The organism is Ammoniphilus soli (assembly GCF_040813775.1).
On sequence record NZ_JBEGDL010000003.1, the window covers coordinates 429149 to 444987 of the forward strand.

At 39.9% G+C, this 15839-nt stretch carries 20 protein-coding genes and 1 riboswitch; of the genes, 7 read left to right on the forward strand and 13 right to left on the reverse strand.

The genetic code is table 11. From position 1 onward, the window contains the following. Positions 1-24: 24 nt before the first annotated feature. Positions 25-738, forward strand: coding sequence for a DUF1385 domain-containing protein (locus tag ABLT31_RS09920; protein ID WP_367751208.1), 714 nt, complete (start codon positions 25-27; stop codon positions 736-738). 53 nt (positions 739-791) lie between these two features. Here ABLT31_RS09920 and ABLT31_RS09925 read toward each other — a convergent pair whose 3' ends face one another. Next, complete coding sequence (locus tag ABLT31_RS09925) at positions 792-1097, reverse strand: hypothetical protein (RefSeq protein WP_367751210.1); 306 nt, start codon at positions 1095-1097, stop codon at positions 792-794. 242 nt (positions 1098-1339) lie between these two features. Between ABLT31_RS09925 and ABLT31_RS09930 the strand changes: the two genes are divergently transcribed. After that, positions 1340-3391, forward strand: a complete 2052-nt coding sequence (locus tag ABLT31_RS09930; protein WP_367751212.1) for a peptidoglycan D,D-transpeptidase FtsI family protein — start codon at positions 1340-1342, stop codon at positions 3389-3391. A 75-nt stretch (positions 3392-3466) separates the two neighbouring features. Continuing rightward, positions 3467-3697 carry a hypothetical protein gene (locus ABLT31_RS09935; RefSeq protein WP_367751214.1) on the forward strand — a complete coding sequence of 77 codons (231 nt, stop codon included), beginning with the start codon at positions 3467-3469 and terminating at the stop codon, positions 3695-3697. 226 nt (positions 3698-3923) lie between these two features. Here the strand turns inward: ABLT31_RS09935 and ABLT31_RS09940 are convergent, their stop codons facing one another. The 3 genes from ABLT31_RS09940 to ABLT31_RS09950 all read right to left on the reverse strand — a co-directional run bounded on the left by ABLT31_RS09940 (position 3924) and on the right by ABLT31_RS09950 (position 6494). Further along, positions 3924-5114, reverse strand: coding sequence for a hypothetical protein (locus tag ABLT31_RS09940; protein ID WP_367751216.1), 1191 nt, complete (start codon positions 5112-5114; stop codon positions 3924-3926). A gap of 157 nt (positions 5115-5271) precedes the next feature. Then, on the reverse strand, positions 5272-5919 hold the full coding sequence (gene nth, locus ABLT31_RS09945; protein WP_367751218.1) for an endonuclease III: 648 nt from the start codon (positions 5917-5919) through the stop codon (positions 5272-5274). 50 nt (positions 5920-5969) lie between these two features. After that, positions 5970-6494, reverse strand: coding sequence for a hypothetical protein (locus ABLT31_RS09950; protein WP_367751219.1), 525 nt, complete (start codon positions 6492-6494; stop codon positions 5970-5972). A 186-nt stretch (positions 6495-6680) separates the two neighbouring features. On the opposite strand from ABLT31_RS09950, the gene ABLT31_RS09955 reads away from it, so the two are divergent. Beyond that, positions 6681-7511 (forward strand): hypothetical protein, encoded by an 831-nt coding sequence (locus ABLT31_RS09955; protein WP_367751221.1) that lies wholly within the window; start codon positions 6681-6683, stop codon positions 7509-7511. A 51-nt stretch (positions 7512-7562) separates the two neighbouring features. Here ABLT31_RS09955 and ABLT31_RS09960 read toward each other — a convergent pair whose 3' ends face one another. After that, entirely contained in the window at positions 7563-8282 is a 720-nt protein-coding gene (locus ABLT31_RS09960; protein WP_367751223.1) for a YetF domain-containing protein, read from the reverse strand. Between the two features lie 43 nt (positions 8283-8325). Continuing rightward, positions 8326-9186 carry a CvfB family protein gene (locus ABLT31_RS09965; protein ID WP_367751225.1) on the reverse strand — a complete coding sequence of 287 codons (861 nt, stop codon included), beginning with the start codon at positions 9184-9186 and terminating at the stop codon, positions 8326-8328. Positions 9187-9415: 229 nt separating this feature from the next. On the opposite strand from ABLT31_RS09965, the gene ABLT31_RS09970 reads away from it, so the two are divergent. Together ABLT31_RS09970 and ABLT31_RS09975 are read left to right on the forward strand one after the other, a co-directional pair. Continuing rightward, entirely contained in the window at positions 9416-9580 is a 165-nt protein-coding gene (locus ABLT31_RS09970) for a hypothetical protein (RefSeq protein ID WP_367751227.1), read from the forward strand. Positions 9581-9772: 192 nt separating this feature from the next. After that, complete coding sequence (locus ABLT31_RS09975; protein ID WP_367751229.1) at positions 9773-9949, forward strand: hypothetical protein; 177 nt, start codon at positions 9773-9775, stop codon at positions 9947-9949. Between the two features lie 344 nt (positions 9950-10293). Here the strand turns inward: ABLT31_RS09975 and ABLT31_RS09980 are convergent, their stop codons facing one another. From ABLT31_RS09980 to ABLT31_RS09990, 3 genes are all read right to left on the reverse strand, one after another. Next, positions 10294-10491, reverse strand: a complete 198-nt coding sequence (locus tag ABLT31_RS09980; RefSeq protein ID WP_367751231.1) for a hypothetical protein — start codon at positions 10489-10491, stop codon at positions 10294-10296. A gap of 127 nt (positions 10492-10618) precedes the next feature. After that, the gene (locus ABLT31_RS09985) at positions 10619-11296 is read right to left on the reverse strand and encodes a peptidoglycan recognition protein family protein (RefSeq protein WP_367751233.1); all 678 of its coding nucleotides are present in this window, start codon (positions 11294-11296) and stop codon (positions 10619-10621) included. Positions 11297-11938: 642 nt separating this feature from the next. After that, positions 11939-12316: a PH domain-containing protein gene (locus ABLT31_RS09990; protein WP_367751235.1), complete on the reverse strand. Its 378-nt coding sequence runs from the start codon at positions 12314-12316 to the stop codon at positions 11939-11941. Positions 12317-12910: 594 nt separating this feature from the next. Here ABLT31_RS09990 and ABLT31_RS09995 point away from each other — a divergent pair. Further along, entirely contained in the window at positions 12911-13099 is a 189-nt protein-coding gene (locus ABLT31_RS09995) for a DUF3973 domain-containing protein (RefSeq protein ID WP_367751237.1), read from the forward strand. A 761-nt stretch (positions 13100-13860) separates the two neighbouring features. Here the strand turns inward: ABLT31_RS09995 and ABLT31_RS10005 are convergent. The 4 genes from ABLT31_RS10005 to ABLT31_RS10020 form a co-directional block, all read right to left on the reverse strand. Continuing rightward, positions 13861-14061, reverse strand: coding sequence for a hypothetical protein (locus tag ABLT31_RS10005; protein WP_367751241.1), 201 nt, complete (start codon positions 14059-14061; stop codon positions 13861-13863). Positions 14062-14099: 38 nt separating this feature from the next. Continuing rightward, positions 14100-14187: riboswitch (cyclic di-GMP riboswitch) on the reverse strand. A 91-nt stretch (positions 14188-14278) separates the two neighbouring features. Then, positions 14279-14413: a hypothetical protein gene (locus tag ABLT31_RS10010; RefSeq protein WP_367751243.1), complete on the reverse strand. Its 135-nt coding sequence runs from the start codon at positions 14411-14413 to the stop codon at positions 14279-14281. A gap of 615 nt (positions 14414-15028) precedes the next feature. After that, positions 15029-15241, reverse strand: a complete 213-nt coding sequence (locus tag ABLT31_RS10015; protein WP_367751245.1) for a hypothetical protein — start codon at positions 15239-15241, stop codon at positions 15029-15031. A 115-nt stretch (positions 15242-15356) separates the two neighbouring features. Next, positions 15357-15752: a LysM peptidoglycan-binding domain-containing protein gene (locus ABLT31_RS10020; protein ID WP_367751246.1), complete on the reverse strand. Its 396-nt coding sequence runs from the start codon at positions 15750-15752 to the stop codon at positions 15357-15359. Positions 15753-15839 lie beyond the last annotated feature (87 nt).

A 15839-nucleotide genomic window follows, 5' to 3' on the forward strand; every position in this document is an offset into this window, starting at 1 on the left:
TCTTATCCAAGGGGAATCTTCTATATGGATAAGGATCATATCGCTCATGCGACGATCGATCAGAATGGGGAAATTCAGACTAAGGTTTTGCCTTATGACGCTTCAGGCCTCTTGTTCTTCATCAAACAAACTGTCTTGACAATACCGCTTTATTTTATAATTGGAATGATTGCCTTAGTTCTTTGGGTGGGAATCCAGCCAGGGTTTCCATTTTATTGGATCCTGCTTGCTGCCTTTGGCTATCACTTCATTTTTCCTTATCCATTAAAGCAATATCATGGTGCGGAACATAAAGTGTTCAGCCACCAAGGACCAAAGACTTATCGCTCATTAAGCGAAATCCGAAGCTGTTCGATTGTGAATCGCCATTGCTCTACGAATGGAGTGGTCATTTTTTATTTATTGTTTCTGCTCAGCTTTTTCCCGCTTGGAGGCAATGCTGCCGCTCTGATCGGCCTAGCTGGGGTTATGATTATTCCCCGTTGGCTTAAGCCGCTGGATCAAAAGTTATTTTTCCCCATCTCCGCTTATTTACAAAGGACGGTTACCACGATAGAGCCGGACGAAAAACAGCTGAAAGTTGCCTTGCTTTCCTATTTAAGCTTGGTCAGAAAACAACCGTTAAACGTAAGTCTGTTGGAAGAGGAAATTCGCGTAGAGGAAGAAAAGAAGAAATTGGAATTTCTTAAGAAGGAACGAGAACGGGTCATTCGTGAAACGGAATGGTTAGAAATATAAAATACAAAAAGGAAGGTCCTACATTTGATTCTGTAGACCTTCCGAATTACGCCTTATTCTTTAAAGTCCTTCAATCGTTTCGTGATTCTTTCAAACCAATCACGATCATTGACATTGAGTGCCAAATCTGCCAGTTGAAATAAATGCGCTTTTTGAAGAGCCTTTTGTTCCTTGTGTGATAAATACTTGACTAAGTCGTAATGATACATTTCACATTTGTAACCATTGTTAAACTGCAGGAGATACTTGTTGGTGAATTCATCGAACATGAGGATTTCTGCCACTTCATCAAAGAAATGATTATTAGGATTTATGACCCTGACCATGTCTCCCTTCTTAAAACGAACCTTCGTTTTCATAATCCTCTCACCCTCTAATTGAATTTCCCCATGGCTCCTAAGGTTTTTGGTTTTATATACTATGCAGGAAACCCCTGTTCTAATTCGCCCTTTTTTACCTTTCACAACCTATCGAGACAATAGAGCATATCAAAGCAAAATCTGATAAAATGTTGGGGTAAGCTAAAGAGGAGACTGCCCCTTTATGCCAGGCGGCTGTGAATAAGCCATACAATAGTTAGCATAGAAAGAGGATTTGGAATATGATATACAACTACAATAATGAGGAGAAAAAGAAGCATCAGCAAACGCTGATCTCTCGGCGCATTCAATTGCTGTTTACGATCGTGTTCATTTTTTTCGCCGCTTTGATTTTTCGGTTGTCGATTGTCCAGATTGCCAAAGGGGAAGAATACCTGAAAATTGCAACGGAAAAATCCATTCAAACCATTCCCATTGCGGCACCCCGCGGTAAGATCCTCGACAGGAATGGAGAAGTCCTGGTAGATAACAAGGTCTCCTACACTGCAGTTTTTCGGGAAGAAGACTGGATGACGAAGGATTATATTCTTTACCTAGCGAATCAAGTTTCACCTATCCTGCAATTGCCGGTCGAGGAAGTCTTAAAAAAGATGGACGCAGGATACGATGCTAAAGGAGAACGAGTCGTTCGAAAAGATCCTAAATTCCTGGAGAAAGATTTGAAATTTGACCTTAAGGACACGGAAATCTCCATCCTATCCGAACAGCGTACAGCTTTAAAGGGAATTGAAGTGGTCGTCAAACCCGTGCGCTTTTATCGTGAAGGGGAAGATCGCATCGCAGTCCAGACCATTGGCTACGTTCGCCCTTATGCTGTTGCCGAAACCGCAAGAGCAACAGAAAATTATTATAAAGAAAGAAAGGATACGTACCTCCCTAATCAATACGTGGGCATGGACGGAGTGGAATTCAGTTACGAAGATATATTAGCCGGGCAGAATGGAGCCAAGAAGCTTCTCGTCAATGCCAGAGGAACACTGTTGGAAGAAGTTTCCGTTACAAAGCCTACCCCTGGCAATAATCTTTTTCTGACGTTTGATGAGCGCGTACAAAAGGAAGCCCAGCAATTTGTAGCCAATTACCTTAAAGAACTAAGACAAAAACCCGGTGCCCACAGTGATATTCGCCAAGTGAAAAACGCTTATGCAGTGGCGATTGAAACACAAACCGGCAAAATTGCAGCCATTGTAAGCCACCCCGATTACGATCCCAATCAGTGGATCCGCGGAGTGGATCAAGAGGTTTACAATGACATTCAGTTTTCGATCAATAACGGTACAATCCGTACTGCACCCTATGATGCCCGGCCTAAACCAATCAAGGAATCTGAAAGGCATCCAAGCTCGCTTGTTCCGATGGGGTCTGTCGTAAAGCCGCTGACCGTATTAATGGGTCTCAATGAAAAAATCATTTCACCACGGGACCGCTGGCGAGATGCTGTAGTGTACCGATATGGTCGCGGTACAGACTCGATTACGAATGCCAGTCGGCGGGATTTAGGCTGGCTGACGCCGCAGATTGCCCTTCAGAAGTCCTCCAATACGTACATGGCAAGGATTGCGGAAAATCTGGTAGGAAAAGGGAACTCCGTGCAGACTTTTCAGCGTTACCATCACAACTTTGGGCTGGGAGTCCAGACCGGAGTCAAATTGCCCTTTGAAAGCAAAGGGCTCGAGGACTATGTTGACACCAGCAAGAGAATTAGTGCGTTAGCTGCACTCGTTCAAGCCTCTTTTGGACAGCAGGAACGGTATACTGCCATGCAGTTGGCTCAATACGCGACTGCGCTTGCGAACAAGGGCAAGAGACTCCGCCCTCAAATCGTGGACCGCATTGAGAAAAATGGCAAATTTGAACCAGTTGAACCGGAAGTGCTCAGCGAGATGGAGATATCCGATTCTTATTGGAAAGTCGTTTTCGATGGAATGAAAATGGTAACCCGACCTGGCGGTACAGCTGTGTTGCCGTTTCAAGGCTTTCCATATGCAGTGGCAGCAAAGACGGGTACTTCAGAGCAAGATATGTATGTAGAATATGAAGAAGGAAAGTGGAAAAAAGATCGCCGTGTGGAGAACGCCACATTTATTGGCTTTGCTCCTGCGGATAATCCCAAGATCGCGATTGCGGTCGTAGTCCCTGAAGGTGGTAGGGGAACAAATTCTGCTTCTTATATTGCGCGAGGAATTCTGGATATATATGATAAATATATTGGCATTGGCAATCTGCCTCGGATCCCGCCCGCCGAACCAGCTGCGCCCCAGCCAGCCCAATAATTTCTTGGGAAGAAAGTCAAGGCAAGGGAACACTATTGTTGAACTTTTACATTCAGGAAGGACGTCGAAAAGATTATGGCAAAGTATGAAATCTTCAAGCAGGATAAATGGAATATGATTGTGGCAGAAACGAAAGGTACGAAAATCGAAGTGAGGGAGATTACCACCGAGTGGGGTGAGGATAAACACATCTTTCATAGCCGCCCAGAGCTGATGAACTGGGTTCAGGCCCACTTTACCCCGGACCGATTTGAAGGCCGTGAGGATGAATACGAACAAATCATTGAGAACTTCAAAAAGATTTAGGTTGAAGCTTTAATATAACAGGAGTTTTTCCTGTTATCGATCAATATCATCTCAAAAATGCCAAAATAACAGGAGAAATTCCCGCTAGCATTCGTGAAACACCCTTTTTTCGAGCGTTTCACCGAAATAGCCTGAGATTCTCCTGTTATCTCTTCAATGGCCACCCCATTTTCCCTTAATAGTCGGACTTTATCCCGTTAAGCCTCTCCATTCGCTTGCCTCTCCCCTATAATGCATCAATAAACTCCTGTATGGATTCAGAATATGAACTTTCTGCTTCACTTTCCTCCTGAATCTCCGTATTTTTTTCAATCGGTTCTTCATAGGGTATCTCGTCAAGGAAGGGTTTGGGCTTACTTGGGGCTTTCAGAGCTGGCTTTGTTGCTGGCTTTTTTTCTACCTTTTGTTGCGACTCTTGTACTGATTTTTGTGCTGGTTTTACTGCTGGCTTTTTTTCCGCCTTTTGTTGGGACTCTTGTGCTGGTTTTGGGTTGGTTTTTTGTTCTTCCTTCGGAAGTTTAGGTTTTTGCATCTCTTGTTTTTGCATCTCTTGTTTTTGCTCGGTCTCTTTCTTGCCGATGTCACTTTTAACAATCTTCTTTTCTAACTTCTTCTTGGCAATAGTTTCCTTGGTAACTTTGGCTGCTTTTCCTAGTCCGCTTAACTTCGGCTTCTTATTCTCTGTTAGAATATTGGATTGATCATTCTTTGGACTTTCTTTCGATCTCTCTTTTGGTACCTCTTCCATCTTGTTATTCCGGATAGGGGCTGTTTCCTTTAAAGTTGGCTTCTTACTCTTTATTGTATGGGTTTCTATGTTGCTTGAATGTGATTCCTTCCTGCTGCTTCTTTTCTTCTCTGAAATGTGAAGGGATTGTTTCTTTTCAACGGTCTTCTCTACGGCGATGCTCCCCGTCATCTTTTTAACGCGTGAAGGCGGTAACCCTCTGCTTGGAGCTTTTCTAGTAACCAGACTAAAATTATGATGAAACATCGTTAGATATTGTAATATTCTCTCTTTTTGCTGTGAACTGACTGTCTGCAGAAATTGAGGAAGACCGGAACGAATCTTACCTAAATCTCGCATGATTCGGTGCAACCGTACTCTCATGGTTAGCTGTTGGACATTATTCCTATTGACTCTTGTTCTTCGGCGCACCAATACCGCCCGATTGACCAATAACATTCTTTTTCCAACCCGAATTCTGACTAAAGATGAAGTTCCATTCGGATTCACCTTGTATTTCATCCATTGGAGCATCAGATGAAAATTTCGGAGCCTGCGAGACAGCCTAAGTTTGTCTTCCGGCTGGATGGCTGAAATCCTTGTGCTCATCCGCTTCATTCGAAGCAGCTGATAGCCAACGCCGGCGATCGCCTTATGAAAGCTCATCCTTTCAGTGATGGCTTTTGACATGTGTAGCACTTTTTTATCATCTCCTTTGCCGTGTGATAGAGATGGTATATCCTATTGTCTATACACAATTGCCGTAACGGCACTTGTACTTAAGGCAATAAACATGGTGATATCACCTATCCCCCCTCTCAGAAGCGCAAAAAAGAAGGATCAGCACTCATCTCTGATCCTTCAAACGTTTCTTCCCCTCCCGGCATAAATCGGCAAGCGGACAGATTTCACACGCTGGGGACTGCGCTTTGCAGTGATAACGGCCAAAAAAGATCAGCCGATGATGAGTTTCGGTCCACTCTTCCTGAGGAACCTTTTTCATCAGTGTTTTCTCTACTTCCAATACACTATCTTTCCACTTGCAAACCCCTAATCGCTTGCTCACCCTCTCTACATGCGTATCAACAGCAATGGCGGGCACGCCAAAGGCATTAGAAACGACCACATTCGCTGTCTTTCTGCCTACGCCTGCCAATTTCGTTAATTCCTCATGCGCTTGCGGAACTTCGCCATTATGCTGCTCAATTAATGCTCTGCACAGCTTTTGGATATTTTTTGCTTTACTCCGGAACAAGCCGATTTGCTTAATATCTTGCTCCAGCTCTTCTAACGGAACCGATAAATAGTCCCATGGCGTTTTATATTTTTGGAACAAATTTTCGGTTACCTGATTTACTTTCTTGTCCGTACATTGAGCGCTGAGCAGCACCGCAATCGTGAGCTCAAATGCGTTGGCATGATTCAGCTCGCAGTGCGCATCCGGGTACATATCCTTTAGAGTTTCCAATATTCTCTGCATATTTTTCTTGTTCATTCGATTCACCCACTCTATTGTAACAGAAAAAAGCCGCAGAGTCCTAAACTCTACGGCGTAACTTCCGGGTTATACGGGATCATGGGCTCACACGGACTCTGTCCCTTTTGAAACAATCTAATGAGCTCATCCCACTGCTCGAACGTGTTATCATTCCTTATATTATGTTTTTTGCGCTGAATCACGGAAATTTCTTCATCACAAAAACCATCTTCTTCAGAGCCGCGGACACATATGAAAAAATGATTCGTGCGTACACTACGCATCTTTTGTAAAAAGCCATAGACTTCATGAAGATTTAACGTATCACCAATCAAACATTCAAACGTTGTTTCTACAACTATTTCTTCTGCCTCGCCTTCTTCAAGATAGGCGGATACCGTTAATTCAATGTCACTGGCTGCTACATAAATGGGTTGCGTAATGGTCATGGACAAGCGCTCTTCCGTTCGCAGATGAATAATGGGTTCTTCCTGAAGCAAGATATATCCCCGGCTTTTGGCATAATCATTAACATCTTGAACAAACCGTAAAGCAGCACTCGTCAACTGATGCATTTTTTTCATATTTTCCATAATGATGCACTCTCCTCCCGAAAGTATTCTTAACATCCCTTTTCTATTTTGGGCCTGTCGAATCCTTTGGCGAAAAGACACTTCTTTCTTCTAGTTTTGTCACCCTTTACATCACATACAAGACGCACATTATTTAGTTGATCTGCATAGTATGAAAGAATTAGCGTTAAGGGAGGACATTTAGAGATGTATACTTTTAATAAGCCTCTTCATCTTTCACCTTATGACCACCCAGACATCTACCCTGGCCCTACGCCAAACCATTCCTTTATTTATATGAATAACAAAGCCTATCGGATCACTGGATTCGGCAACCCTAGCCAGCTCCTGGTCAAATACAAGGGCCAATTAATCTCGATAGCGGATTTTTTAAAGGAACAGAAAGTATGCCCTATAGAAGAAAGATATCCGGTTCTAAGCTACGGTTCCAACGTCTGCCTGGCACAGCTGAAGTACAAGTACAGCTTAAATCTGAAACTAAGTGACATTGTCATTAACTTGAAAGGAAAATTGCTGGATACTGACGTCATTTATGCGGCCTACATGACCAAATATGGGGCTCTTCCTGCGATGCTTGGCCCAATGAAAGGGGTAAGATGCCAAGTCTGGCTCACTTTCTATGACGAACCACAGTTTCAGCACATTACCCAAACAGAAAGCGTTTATTCTATTGCTTCTCATCGCGCCCAAAAACTCAAGCTGGAGTGTGGCGTAGTCCCTAATGAATTTTATGCCTATTATTTCGATCGGGCATTATCCTTTGATGGCTCCTTCTATCGCTTTCCCGATATTCCTGCTGCCTGTTCCTCTGCAAAGGAAATCTGGCAAGCACATATGCTCCAACTTATGGCCAATACTTTCAATATGGAAAGAGAGCCATTTATCGAATCGGTGAAAACCAATGCCATCTTTCGCCGCTTTGTGCAAAAAACCCTGCAGCTTCTCTCCGTTCCCATTAAACACGAGGATTGGTCTGTGGCAAAAAAACTGAAGAAGTGGAAGGACATCTACCCATAGGCATGCTTCCTGCCCCACTTCCCGATTACTTCGATTCTTTAGTGTACAAGCTTACCTCATATAGGGCTCTTCCTGCTTGCTGACATAAAGAGCTCCATCCGCTTCCAGCAGAGCCAAGAATACTTCTTTGGGAGAATTGATTCCCTGCTGCTGCAATTGCTCGAGCAGCCATTCTTCTGTAAGTTTATGGTTCTTTAAATTCTTATAAATCACGTTTCCATCCTCTATGAGTACCGACGGCATCCTCACCTCAGAAACAGGCAACTCAAGGTCCTTCGGGGTTACCGGATTTGCCTGTCCCTTCGTTATGATGCTAATCTCCCCATTGGGTTCTAGAATGGCAAGCTCTACGTCGGACAGCCTTGTTACATTATTCATTCTAGCCGACATCAGCAGCATATCTAAAGTCACCTTGGAGCGCCTCATCATGTTTCTCAAAATTTTCCCCCTTGATACGAGCAACCTAGGTTCCTCATCAACAAACCTGCGAAACTTTGAGGATTTCAAAGCCATTAAGGTGGTGAAGTAATGAATGCCGGTAAGAGTCAATGCTACAGCAAGTGGTCCTGCCAGGCTGACTTCCCCGTTGACAAGCGGCTCTCCGATGACATCCCCAATGACAATGGCAAATAAAAAATCCTGAGCTTGCAAGGTGCTCATTGTTCTCTGGCCTAGAAACTTGATGATGCTAAAAAGAAACAGATACGCAACCGTTGCCCGAATCACAAAACTTAGGATGGTCAGATGAGCGTCTCCCTGCCAGAAGTCCATGCGCTCCGCTCCCTTCAGAATAGATATGCTTTCATGCTTCCTATTATTTTTGCTTAATTGTACTTAAATATGTCCATCCATCCTCTTGATAGATTTTATTTTCCTTCATCAGCTTCCCAAGCGCCCTCTTGAAAGCCGCCTTGCTGATGCTGAACTTTTGCCGAATGGTTTCAGGGTCGGTCTGATCAGAAAACGGCATAGCGCCCCCTCGATCCTGAAGGATCTGATAGATGATTTCAGCATCTTCCTGATAGGCGACCGCTTTGCTTGGATTTTGAGTAAGATTAAGACGCCCGTCCTCCCGAATACTTTTCACTCTTGCGGTTACCTTTTGTCCTAGGCGAATCGAACCCTTCATATCCTCCCGGTGGATAAATCCGATATGCTGCTCATCAGTATACATAAATGCACCTAAGGCAATGACTCGGTACACATACCCTGTTACCTCTTTATTGATCATGTTTTTCCCTGCTTGTTCTTCCATCTCCGCGAGCTCTACATCTAATCCTAGCTTCGCTAACAGCCTTCCCTTCTTATCATGCTTGAGACCGACGAATACCCGATCTCCCTTAAGCGGCCAAGCAGCTCGATCTTGAGGCAAATCATCCTTTGACAATAGCAATTCCTTTTGAATTCCCATATCCAGGAATACACCCATTTTGCGATTCACGTCGGTTACATCGAGCCATTTAAATTCCCCATAGACGATACGGGGTTTTTTCATCGTAGCGGCTAAGCGCTCTTCATGATCCATATATATAAACACGGAGACCTTTTCCCCTTCTTTGAACTCTTTCTCCGCTTCGTTCTTATGCAGCAAAATGTCGTTTTCTCCATCACTTAAAAAGTATCCGAACTGTGCCTTCCGAACGACCTCTAATGTTTCCATCTGACCAGCTTGCATCGTTTTCATCTCCTCTTTGTCTTCACCATTCGTCTTTGTTAAATTCTTTGCAACTATCTAGATTTTATGAGTTAAAATCATAGCTTATTGGGAAAAAACCAAAAAGTCAATGACAGAAGAGGACTTTGGTGTTTTTTATCAAATTAGACTATTCTTATAAATTATGATAGAATAAAAATGGAAAATCCCTCAAGTGACAGTCATCACTAACTTATAAGGAGTGAAGTAGATGCAGGCTGACATGAAGATGGAAGATGTATTGACGAAGTTGAGACAATTGAAAGAAAAGGGAGAACCGTTATCCAAGAAAAAAGTGAAGGAAAAGCATCCCCAGCTGATGAGGAACGCTCTATTTTATTTTCCTTCCTGGGAACATGCACTAGAAAAAATGTAAGCCTCCATTATAAACAAGGGGATTTTAGCTGCGTAGCTGATATCCCCTTGTTCTGTTATTCTTCCATAAAAAAAGAATCCTCCATATTTTTGGCATAACTTTTGCTTAACAACTTGACTTATGTCGAATATTGCGATATTATATTTTTATAAAGAATATACAGATAAAATAAAAAATATAGGAGTGTAGGAAATGGAATATTTTAAGAAAAGCTGTAAGTCTTGTGGAATTTCATTGAGTAAATTTGAAGAAGAAGAATACGATAAACACTGCATCGATTGCCATAAGGAAAACACCCATGCAGAAAATAATTTAAGAAAAGTACCTGTACTTATTCGCAGCGGCCGCAAACGAGTTTTTACTGCATAGCAAGAAAAATAAAAATTGGTTCGCCATACAATAACAAAAAGAACTCTCCAATATGATGGAGAGTTTTTTCGCTTTATCCTTAAAGACTATAAAACCCAAGTGCCACAAATCCAATAAGCGCTCCAATTCCTGTAGCAATGACTACATGCATGGGATCTACTCCTTATTTGATAAATGTTTTAGTATCTGTAGAATGCCCAAAGTAAATAAGCTGTAATCACGAATTGTAACTAAATGGACACATTTAAAGAGAGTTTGTTCACTATAGCACTTTAGTGAACTTAAACAGTAAAAAACCGATTACCTCTATACGGATAATCGGCCCTTCTTTACTTGCTTCTAGTTTAAATGATTTCTAAGGTATCTTCTTGAAACCTTAAGTATCCCTTGATTTCCTCTTTAATCGACTTGATTTGTGCATAGAGGTCCATTCTCTCCTGCCAGGTAATGTCAGAACGCATGACTTCTTCTTTTAACTGTTCCTTCTCAATGATTAATTGTTCAATTAACGGTTTATTTTGGAAACGATAACATTTTGGCATAAGAAGAATGCCTCCCCTTAATCGTTTAATATAGTTTCAAGCCCAACAAACATAGTATTATTGTATATCCAAGCAGTTACATTGTAAAGGCTTTCATGGTTATTTTTTTAAGAGACCACCCAAGTTGCTACTTCACCTCTTGCCCACTCACCTTCCTCAGCTCATTAGCAAGGCGGTTAAATTCATCCTTACTTGCTTTGTCTACAACCAATTCCCAAGCTACACCTGGAAACCTAATGATCTTGTTTGCATCTTCTGGTTTCATCATATAAGCACTTTCTTTTTCTACAAGATCCATAAACCACTGTTTATCGATTCCAGTGCCTGGACAACTTTTTGGTTCCTTTCCGTTGATTAAACACTCACGATGGAATACAACTTCTGAACCTTTACTTCTCCAATGTTTACAAATTTTAATAGCAGTTTCTAACTGTTGTCCAAGCAGTACATCATTCCCTTTATCAAAGTTACCGATCATTTCAAACATAAATGGATGGATATCTTCACTTCCGTTATACCCTATAGCTGATGCAGGCATTTGGTCTGGATTGCGTCCGGTCATAATCTTTCCATCAGGGAATATGGTAATGTGCTGAGCGATATCATCCCATCCTTTTGTTTTAACGTGATAGTCCCTCATTCCATCTTGAAGCTCCCGATGATTATTTCCTTTAAAGTGGGAATGGTTTGGAGAGTGTGTGTGGTGAACATGAATTGCATTGAATTGGGCTGTTAAACTTACATTTTTAAACCAAACTAAAAAAACATCTGCATTGCTGAATAATAATCCATATTGCCAACTCATATACATCACCTCTCTATTCTTATTTATATTAATCTATTAAACTACTGTTATAGTTGTGTGAAAGATAGATAAGAGTCCTTTACCTATTCACCTTCCTCGGATTCATGAAGATGCTGTTATTATAGTAAAAAGAAAAAAAGATCATTCAAACGAATGATCTTTTTTAGCCAACAGTTAAATATGATACTCCACTTTTCAGCTAATCGCTGTACTCCATAAGATCCACATTTGCCTCATTATGTCCTTTAATTAAACTGAAATTTTGGTAGTAAATAGTCCATATCAAAAGAAAAGCGATTATACCGATCGAAAAAAACTTAGCAGCTGAATAAGCAGTACTTATTAAGTAATTCGTTCTGCGCTTTTTCTTATATAATTTCATAGAAATTACATTACTCTGCTCTTTCATGATAATCTCTTCTCTCTTAGCTTGTTTTAGTTCAGAATAATTCAACTAACATAATTATATCTTGTTTTGAATTATTTAAATAGATGCATTAATGAATTTACCCCATTCATTTAAGCAAGCATCTGTATCTAAACCCTAGTTCAGATTGGCAAAGATGGATCGAGCGTTTAGATGAAATGACAAAAGCCCTCCATAGAATAATGGGAGAGCATTCCTATTCATAAATGAGAATTTTATTTTAGCACGTATTCCGCAAGAACACTTTGCAATTCGTAAATATTCAAACTCTTATTAAATTTCTTTTGCAGCGGCTGTGAACTACCGGTCATCCAAATTTTCAACTCAGCATCCAGATCAAAATTTCCAGCCGTTTCAATACTAAAATGAGTTACACTTCTGTATGGAATAGAATGATATTCTACCTTTTTTCCGGTCAAACCTTGTTTGTCTACTAATATTAATCGTTTGTTGGTAAATACAAACATGTCACGAATAAGCTTGTAAGCCCTCTCTACCTCTTCATTCCTTGCTAAAATAGTCGCAAACTCCCTTTTCACTTCATTAATATTCACCTCTGAAGCTTTTCCCATCAAACCGTCTAAGAAACCCATTTGCTCTTCCTCCTCTTCATGATTTGCTTTGCGCCTGTCACAGATACCCACATGTGCTACCTTATATGCAGAAGAAAGTAAAATGACCACACTTTGTGGTCAAAAATGTGGGCAGTCAGTATTTATTCTTCGATTCTCCGCACGACATAAAACAACTTGCATGAAATAAACTCGATGGTTTGATCAATACCTTGATTCAGCATCCTATCTATAATGTGCTGAGGGACCATCCATTCACATTGGTGTATATAATGGTTCTTGGATGCCTACCAAAATGTTTAACTATCACTTGCATTGATGGTCTTTTAAAGTCCCGTTCCTTCAAGTATATCCACATTAAGTACTTACTTTTGCCAAGATCTAAGATGATTTGTATACCCATTTACTCCTCCAATACTACAATTGCAATTGACTATAATAATCGCGTAAAAGCTTGCATTTCATTTTTAAGACAGTAAAAAAAGAACACAAAGCCATTAGACTGTGTCCCAATTCCATTAACAAGTAGCAATTTGTCAGAATTTGATTGAATTTGACAAGAAGTAATTGTTTAAGAAAGAATTCTTATCATGTAAAATAGAGAATGTTGTGAATTTGAGGGCGAATGGAGATACTGGGGAAATGGAGATTGAAGGGAAAATGTACTTTTGCATCAAATGTGGCAAATTACATCTAGATAACAAAACAGAAGTTAAAATTTTCTCAACTGGCTACACATTATTAAATGAAGAAAAAGTACCTTTAGGCATATGTACCTTAAAATTGCTTAAAGAAGAAAATTAGAAAAGTCAAGGTTGAACGGTATCCTCCAATTGTTTGATACGCAAGTTTATAGATCGTACTCTTCGGTACAATTCAATTCTTTCTTGCCAAGTTATTTCAGAATTAATAACTTGGTTTTTTATTTCTTCTTTAATATCATTAAGTTCCTCAATATCGTTTATCGAATTGAGATAAAGTGTAAACTCATCCATATTCTTCACCTTATGTAAATTTTACCTTTAACATTGTTTATACTCCTATTTTGTTGTTTTGTCTAGATTTTTTATAAAAAAATTACGAACATTTTATTTATATATAATACACAGTATACTGTATGCGATTAAAAAAGATGTTAGCCAAAAGACCAACATCCATTAACATGCAACAGGGGAGTTGCAATTTATACTAGAGATAGGGTGTTTAGAATTTTTATAAACTTGTTTTCCATATATGTAACCATTCAAAATATGGAACTACTTCTCCTCTTGTCCACTCCACATCCTTAATTCAATAGACAAGCTATGTGCCTTATTCTTATCCTGCTTACTTCCCACTCACCTGGATCATACTTCGGTTATATCTAAAATATAGAAATTTCGAAAATATTCCGCTTGAACAAATCGCTAATGATCTTGAAAGAACCACCGCTACCATAAGAAGATTGTTAAAAGAACTTAAAGAGCATGTAGCCTCCGTCGAATCCTCCTACACAGCTAGGTGGATTTTTGGTGTTTGTTAGAAAACAAAAAGATCATCCCGAGTATGTCCTCGAAATGATCTTGTTATTCGCAAAGCAACTCATAGATATTTCTATACGCCTTACTTAAAGTTAACTCAATAATATCAATTTCTTTATGAGTCAGTCCATAATCCTTGATTAACTGATCTCGAAACTCCATACTAACCACATCATTAAAATTGTTGGAGTCCATTCGCATTAAATCAATAATATGCAGAATCTGTTGTTTGCTATATCGGTTCATTTTTACCCTCCATATAATAATTGAAGGGGACTTTTGGCTTTGGCAACTGGCTGGCAAATCGGATTAACCAATGTAGCCCCTTTAGCTTTGCGTCGCCATCTTTCGATGGTTTTGCCTTTAAAATTAATTTCAATTTTACCATAAAACTGGTATTGTAGTTAGTACATTTGGCACGGACAAAAAAATTTTTTTCGTCGAAATAAGATCAATCAAATTTTTATTGAACACTGTTGTACTGATCGATCAGTTCATGCAATGATTTTTCAACATCTTTCAACTGTTTAACCACTTCTTCGTCCGAAATATTCCCTTTACTTATGTTGTGTCCAATATCGATTAACTTACCATTCATGATAGCCAATTTTTCCATAGTCTCAAATTTTTTTCGCACAGTTATTCTCCTTCTTGTAAGAAATAAAATAATACATCATTCGTGCGTTTGTTCCTATTATACACATTATTATACAAAATCCTTCTTATTACCTACAACGGAAATAAAATACCTATAAATGATTTGATAATAGATTCTTTAGAATTGTCAAAAGTTAGTTTTGGTTAGGTTTTTAATATTGCACCTTATAGAAAAAAGCCTCTGAACTGTTACAGAGGCTCAAAAAATGTGTTATTTTATTTATTAAATATACTCAGAGAAGCCATTGGATAAGCGTTTAGATTTAAAATATGCATATCATGGTAATCACCATGTGCAGAATCCAAGTTGGGACGTTTTAGAGTCAAAGGTAACAGACATGATGTCAGAGTTTCTAAAAGGAACTTAGTTGACCTCTGCTCCCCTCTTCCTATCTTAGAATAAAAAAGAGGACATCAGTCCAATACCAATGCCCCCAACATGGACTAAATGAATTCTACAGTTAGCGTTTAACCTTGCGGCTATGGTTATTGACCACCTAAGTTGTGGTCAAAAAAATTACTTGGGCAAAAATGTGGGCATTTTGCAAACAGATTTTTATTCTTCAATTCTCCGCACGACATAAAACAACTTGCATGTAATAAACTCGACGGTTTGATCAATATCTTGATTCAGCATCCTATCTATAATGTGCTGAGGGACCATCCATTCACATTGGTACTGAGAAAACCGATAAATTGCATCCCCTACCACTTCCAATTTTATACCTTGTGCAGATAGGCCATCTTGCATCATCTCTTTAGCCTGCATCTCAGGTCCCCCTCATCCTAGATTTCTCTCCAAGTTTATTATACTACTAGAATGATAGGTTGTGCTCCCAAAACTGTAGCAATTCTATAATTTTTTTCAATTGTTCACCATTTGGCTAAGGAAGCAAAATAGTTTGTCCGGCATGGATCGTCGGACCGGAAAATCCATTGCTCTCCCTAATTAATTGTACAGCTTCTTCACGAGTGCGTTCCGGATAAAATTGCCCTGCAATAGCCCATAAAGTATCTCCCGGTTTTACCGTGTATAAAAGCCCCTCAGGCTTGGCAACGGGTATTGATTCAGCTGTACCGTCATGCTCTTGATTCACAAGCATAGCTTGTCCATTATCATCTCCATACAAGAAAAAGGTAAACCAAAACACACAAAGAATACTAAGCGAGAGCAGAAGAATCATTCCTTTGTTCGTATCCCATAACCTAGCTAGTTTAGATGATTCCTCCGAACGACCGTTTTCCTGCTTGTCCCATTCATGATAGAAATGAATATTCATAATAGAACCCCCTCTTGCTTTCCTATCACTACTATATGAACAAGAGGTAGAGAGTATGATTAAATAGCAATAACCAGAGAATAAAAA

Bases quoted from the DNA above. Each gene is read 5' to 3' on its own strand.
- ABLT31_RS09975 (WP_367751229.1), top strand. From the start codon at position 9,773: ATGGAATATTTTAAGAAAAGCTGTAAGTCTTGTGGAATTTCATTGAGT.
- ABLT31_RS10020 (WP_367751246.1), bottom strand. From the start codon at position 15,752: ATGAATATTCATTTCTATCATGAATGGGACAAGCAGGAAAACGGTCGT.
- ABLT31_RS09970 (WP_367751227.1), top strand. From the start codon at position 9,416: ATGCAGGCTGACATGAAGATGGAAGATGTATTGACGAAGTTGAGACAA.
- ABLT31_RS09935 (WP_367751214.1), top strand. From the start codon at position 3,467: ATGGCAAAGTATGAAATCTTCAAGCAGGATAAATGGAATATGATTGTG.
- ABLT31_RS10005 (WP_367751241.1), bottom strand. From the start codon at position 14,061: ATGAACCGATATAGCAAACAACAGATTCTGCATATTATTGATTTAATG.
- ABLT31_RS09930 (WP_367751212.1), top strand. From the start codon at position 1,340: ATGATATACAACTACAATAATGAGGAGAAAAAGAAGCATCAGCAAACG.
- ABLT31_RS09990 (WP_367751235.1), bottom strand. From the start codon at position 12,316: ATGGGTTTCTTAGACGGTTTGATGGGAAAAGCTTCAGAGGTGAATATT.
- ABLT31_RS10010 (WP_367751243.1), bottom strand. From the start codon at position 14,413: ATGAATGGTAAGTTAATCGATATTGGACACAACATAAGTAAAGGGAAT.
- ABLT31_RS09940 (WP_367751216.1), bottom strand. From the start codon at position 5,114: ATGTCAAAAGCCATCACTGAAAGGATGAGCTTTCATAAGGCGATCGCC.
- ABLT31_RS09950 (WP_367751219.1), bottom strand. From the start codon at position 6,494: ATGGAAAATATGAAAAAAATGCATCAGTTGACGAGTGCTGCTTTACGG.
- ABLT31_RS09920 (WP_367751208.1), top strand. From the start codon at position 25: ATGGATAAGGATCATATCGCTCATGCGACGATCGATCAGAATGGGGAA.
- ABLT31_RS09960 (WP_367751223.1), bottom strand. From the start codon at position 8,282: ATGGACTTCTGGCAGGGAGACGCTCATCTGACCATCCTAAGTTTTGTG.
- ABLT31_RS09955 (WP_367751221.1), top strand. From the start codon at position 6,681: ATGTATACTTTTAATAAGCCTCTTCATCTTTCACCTTATGACCACCCA.
- nth (WP_367751218.1), bottom strand. From the start codon at position 5,919: ATGAACAAGAAAAATATGCAGAGAATATTGGAAACTCTAAAGGATATG.
- ABLT31_RS10015 (WP_367751245.1), bottom strand. From the start codon at position 15,241: ATGCAGGCTAAAGAGATGATGCAAGATGGCCTATCTGCACAAGGTATA.
- ABLT31_RS09985 (WP_367751233.1), bottom strand. From the start codon at position 11,296: ATGAGTTGGCAATATGGATTATTATTCAGCAATGCAGATGTTTTTTTA.
- ABLT31_RS09925 (WP_367751210.1), bottom strand. From the start codon at position 1,097: ATGAAAACGAAGGTTCGTTTTAAGAAGGGAGACATGGTCAGGGTCATA.
- ABLT31_RS09965 (WP_367751225.1), bottom strand. From the start codon at position 9,186: ATGCAAGCTGGTCAGATGGAAACATTAGAGGTCGTTCGGAAGGCACAG.
- ABLT31_RS09980 (WP_367751231.1), bottom strand. From the start codon at position 10,491: ATGCCAAAATGTTATCGTTTCCAAAATAAACCGTTAATTGAACAATTA.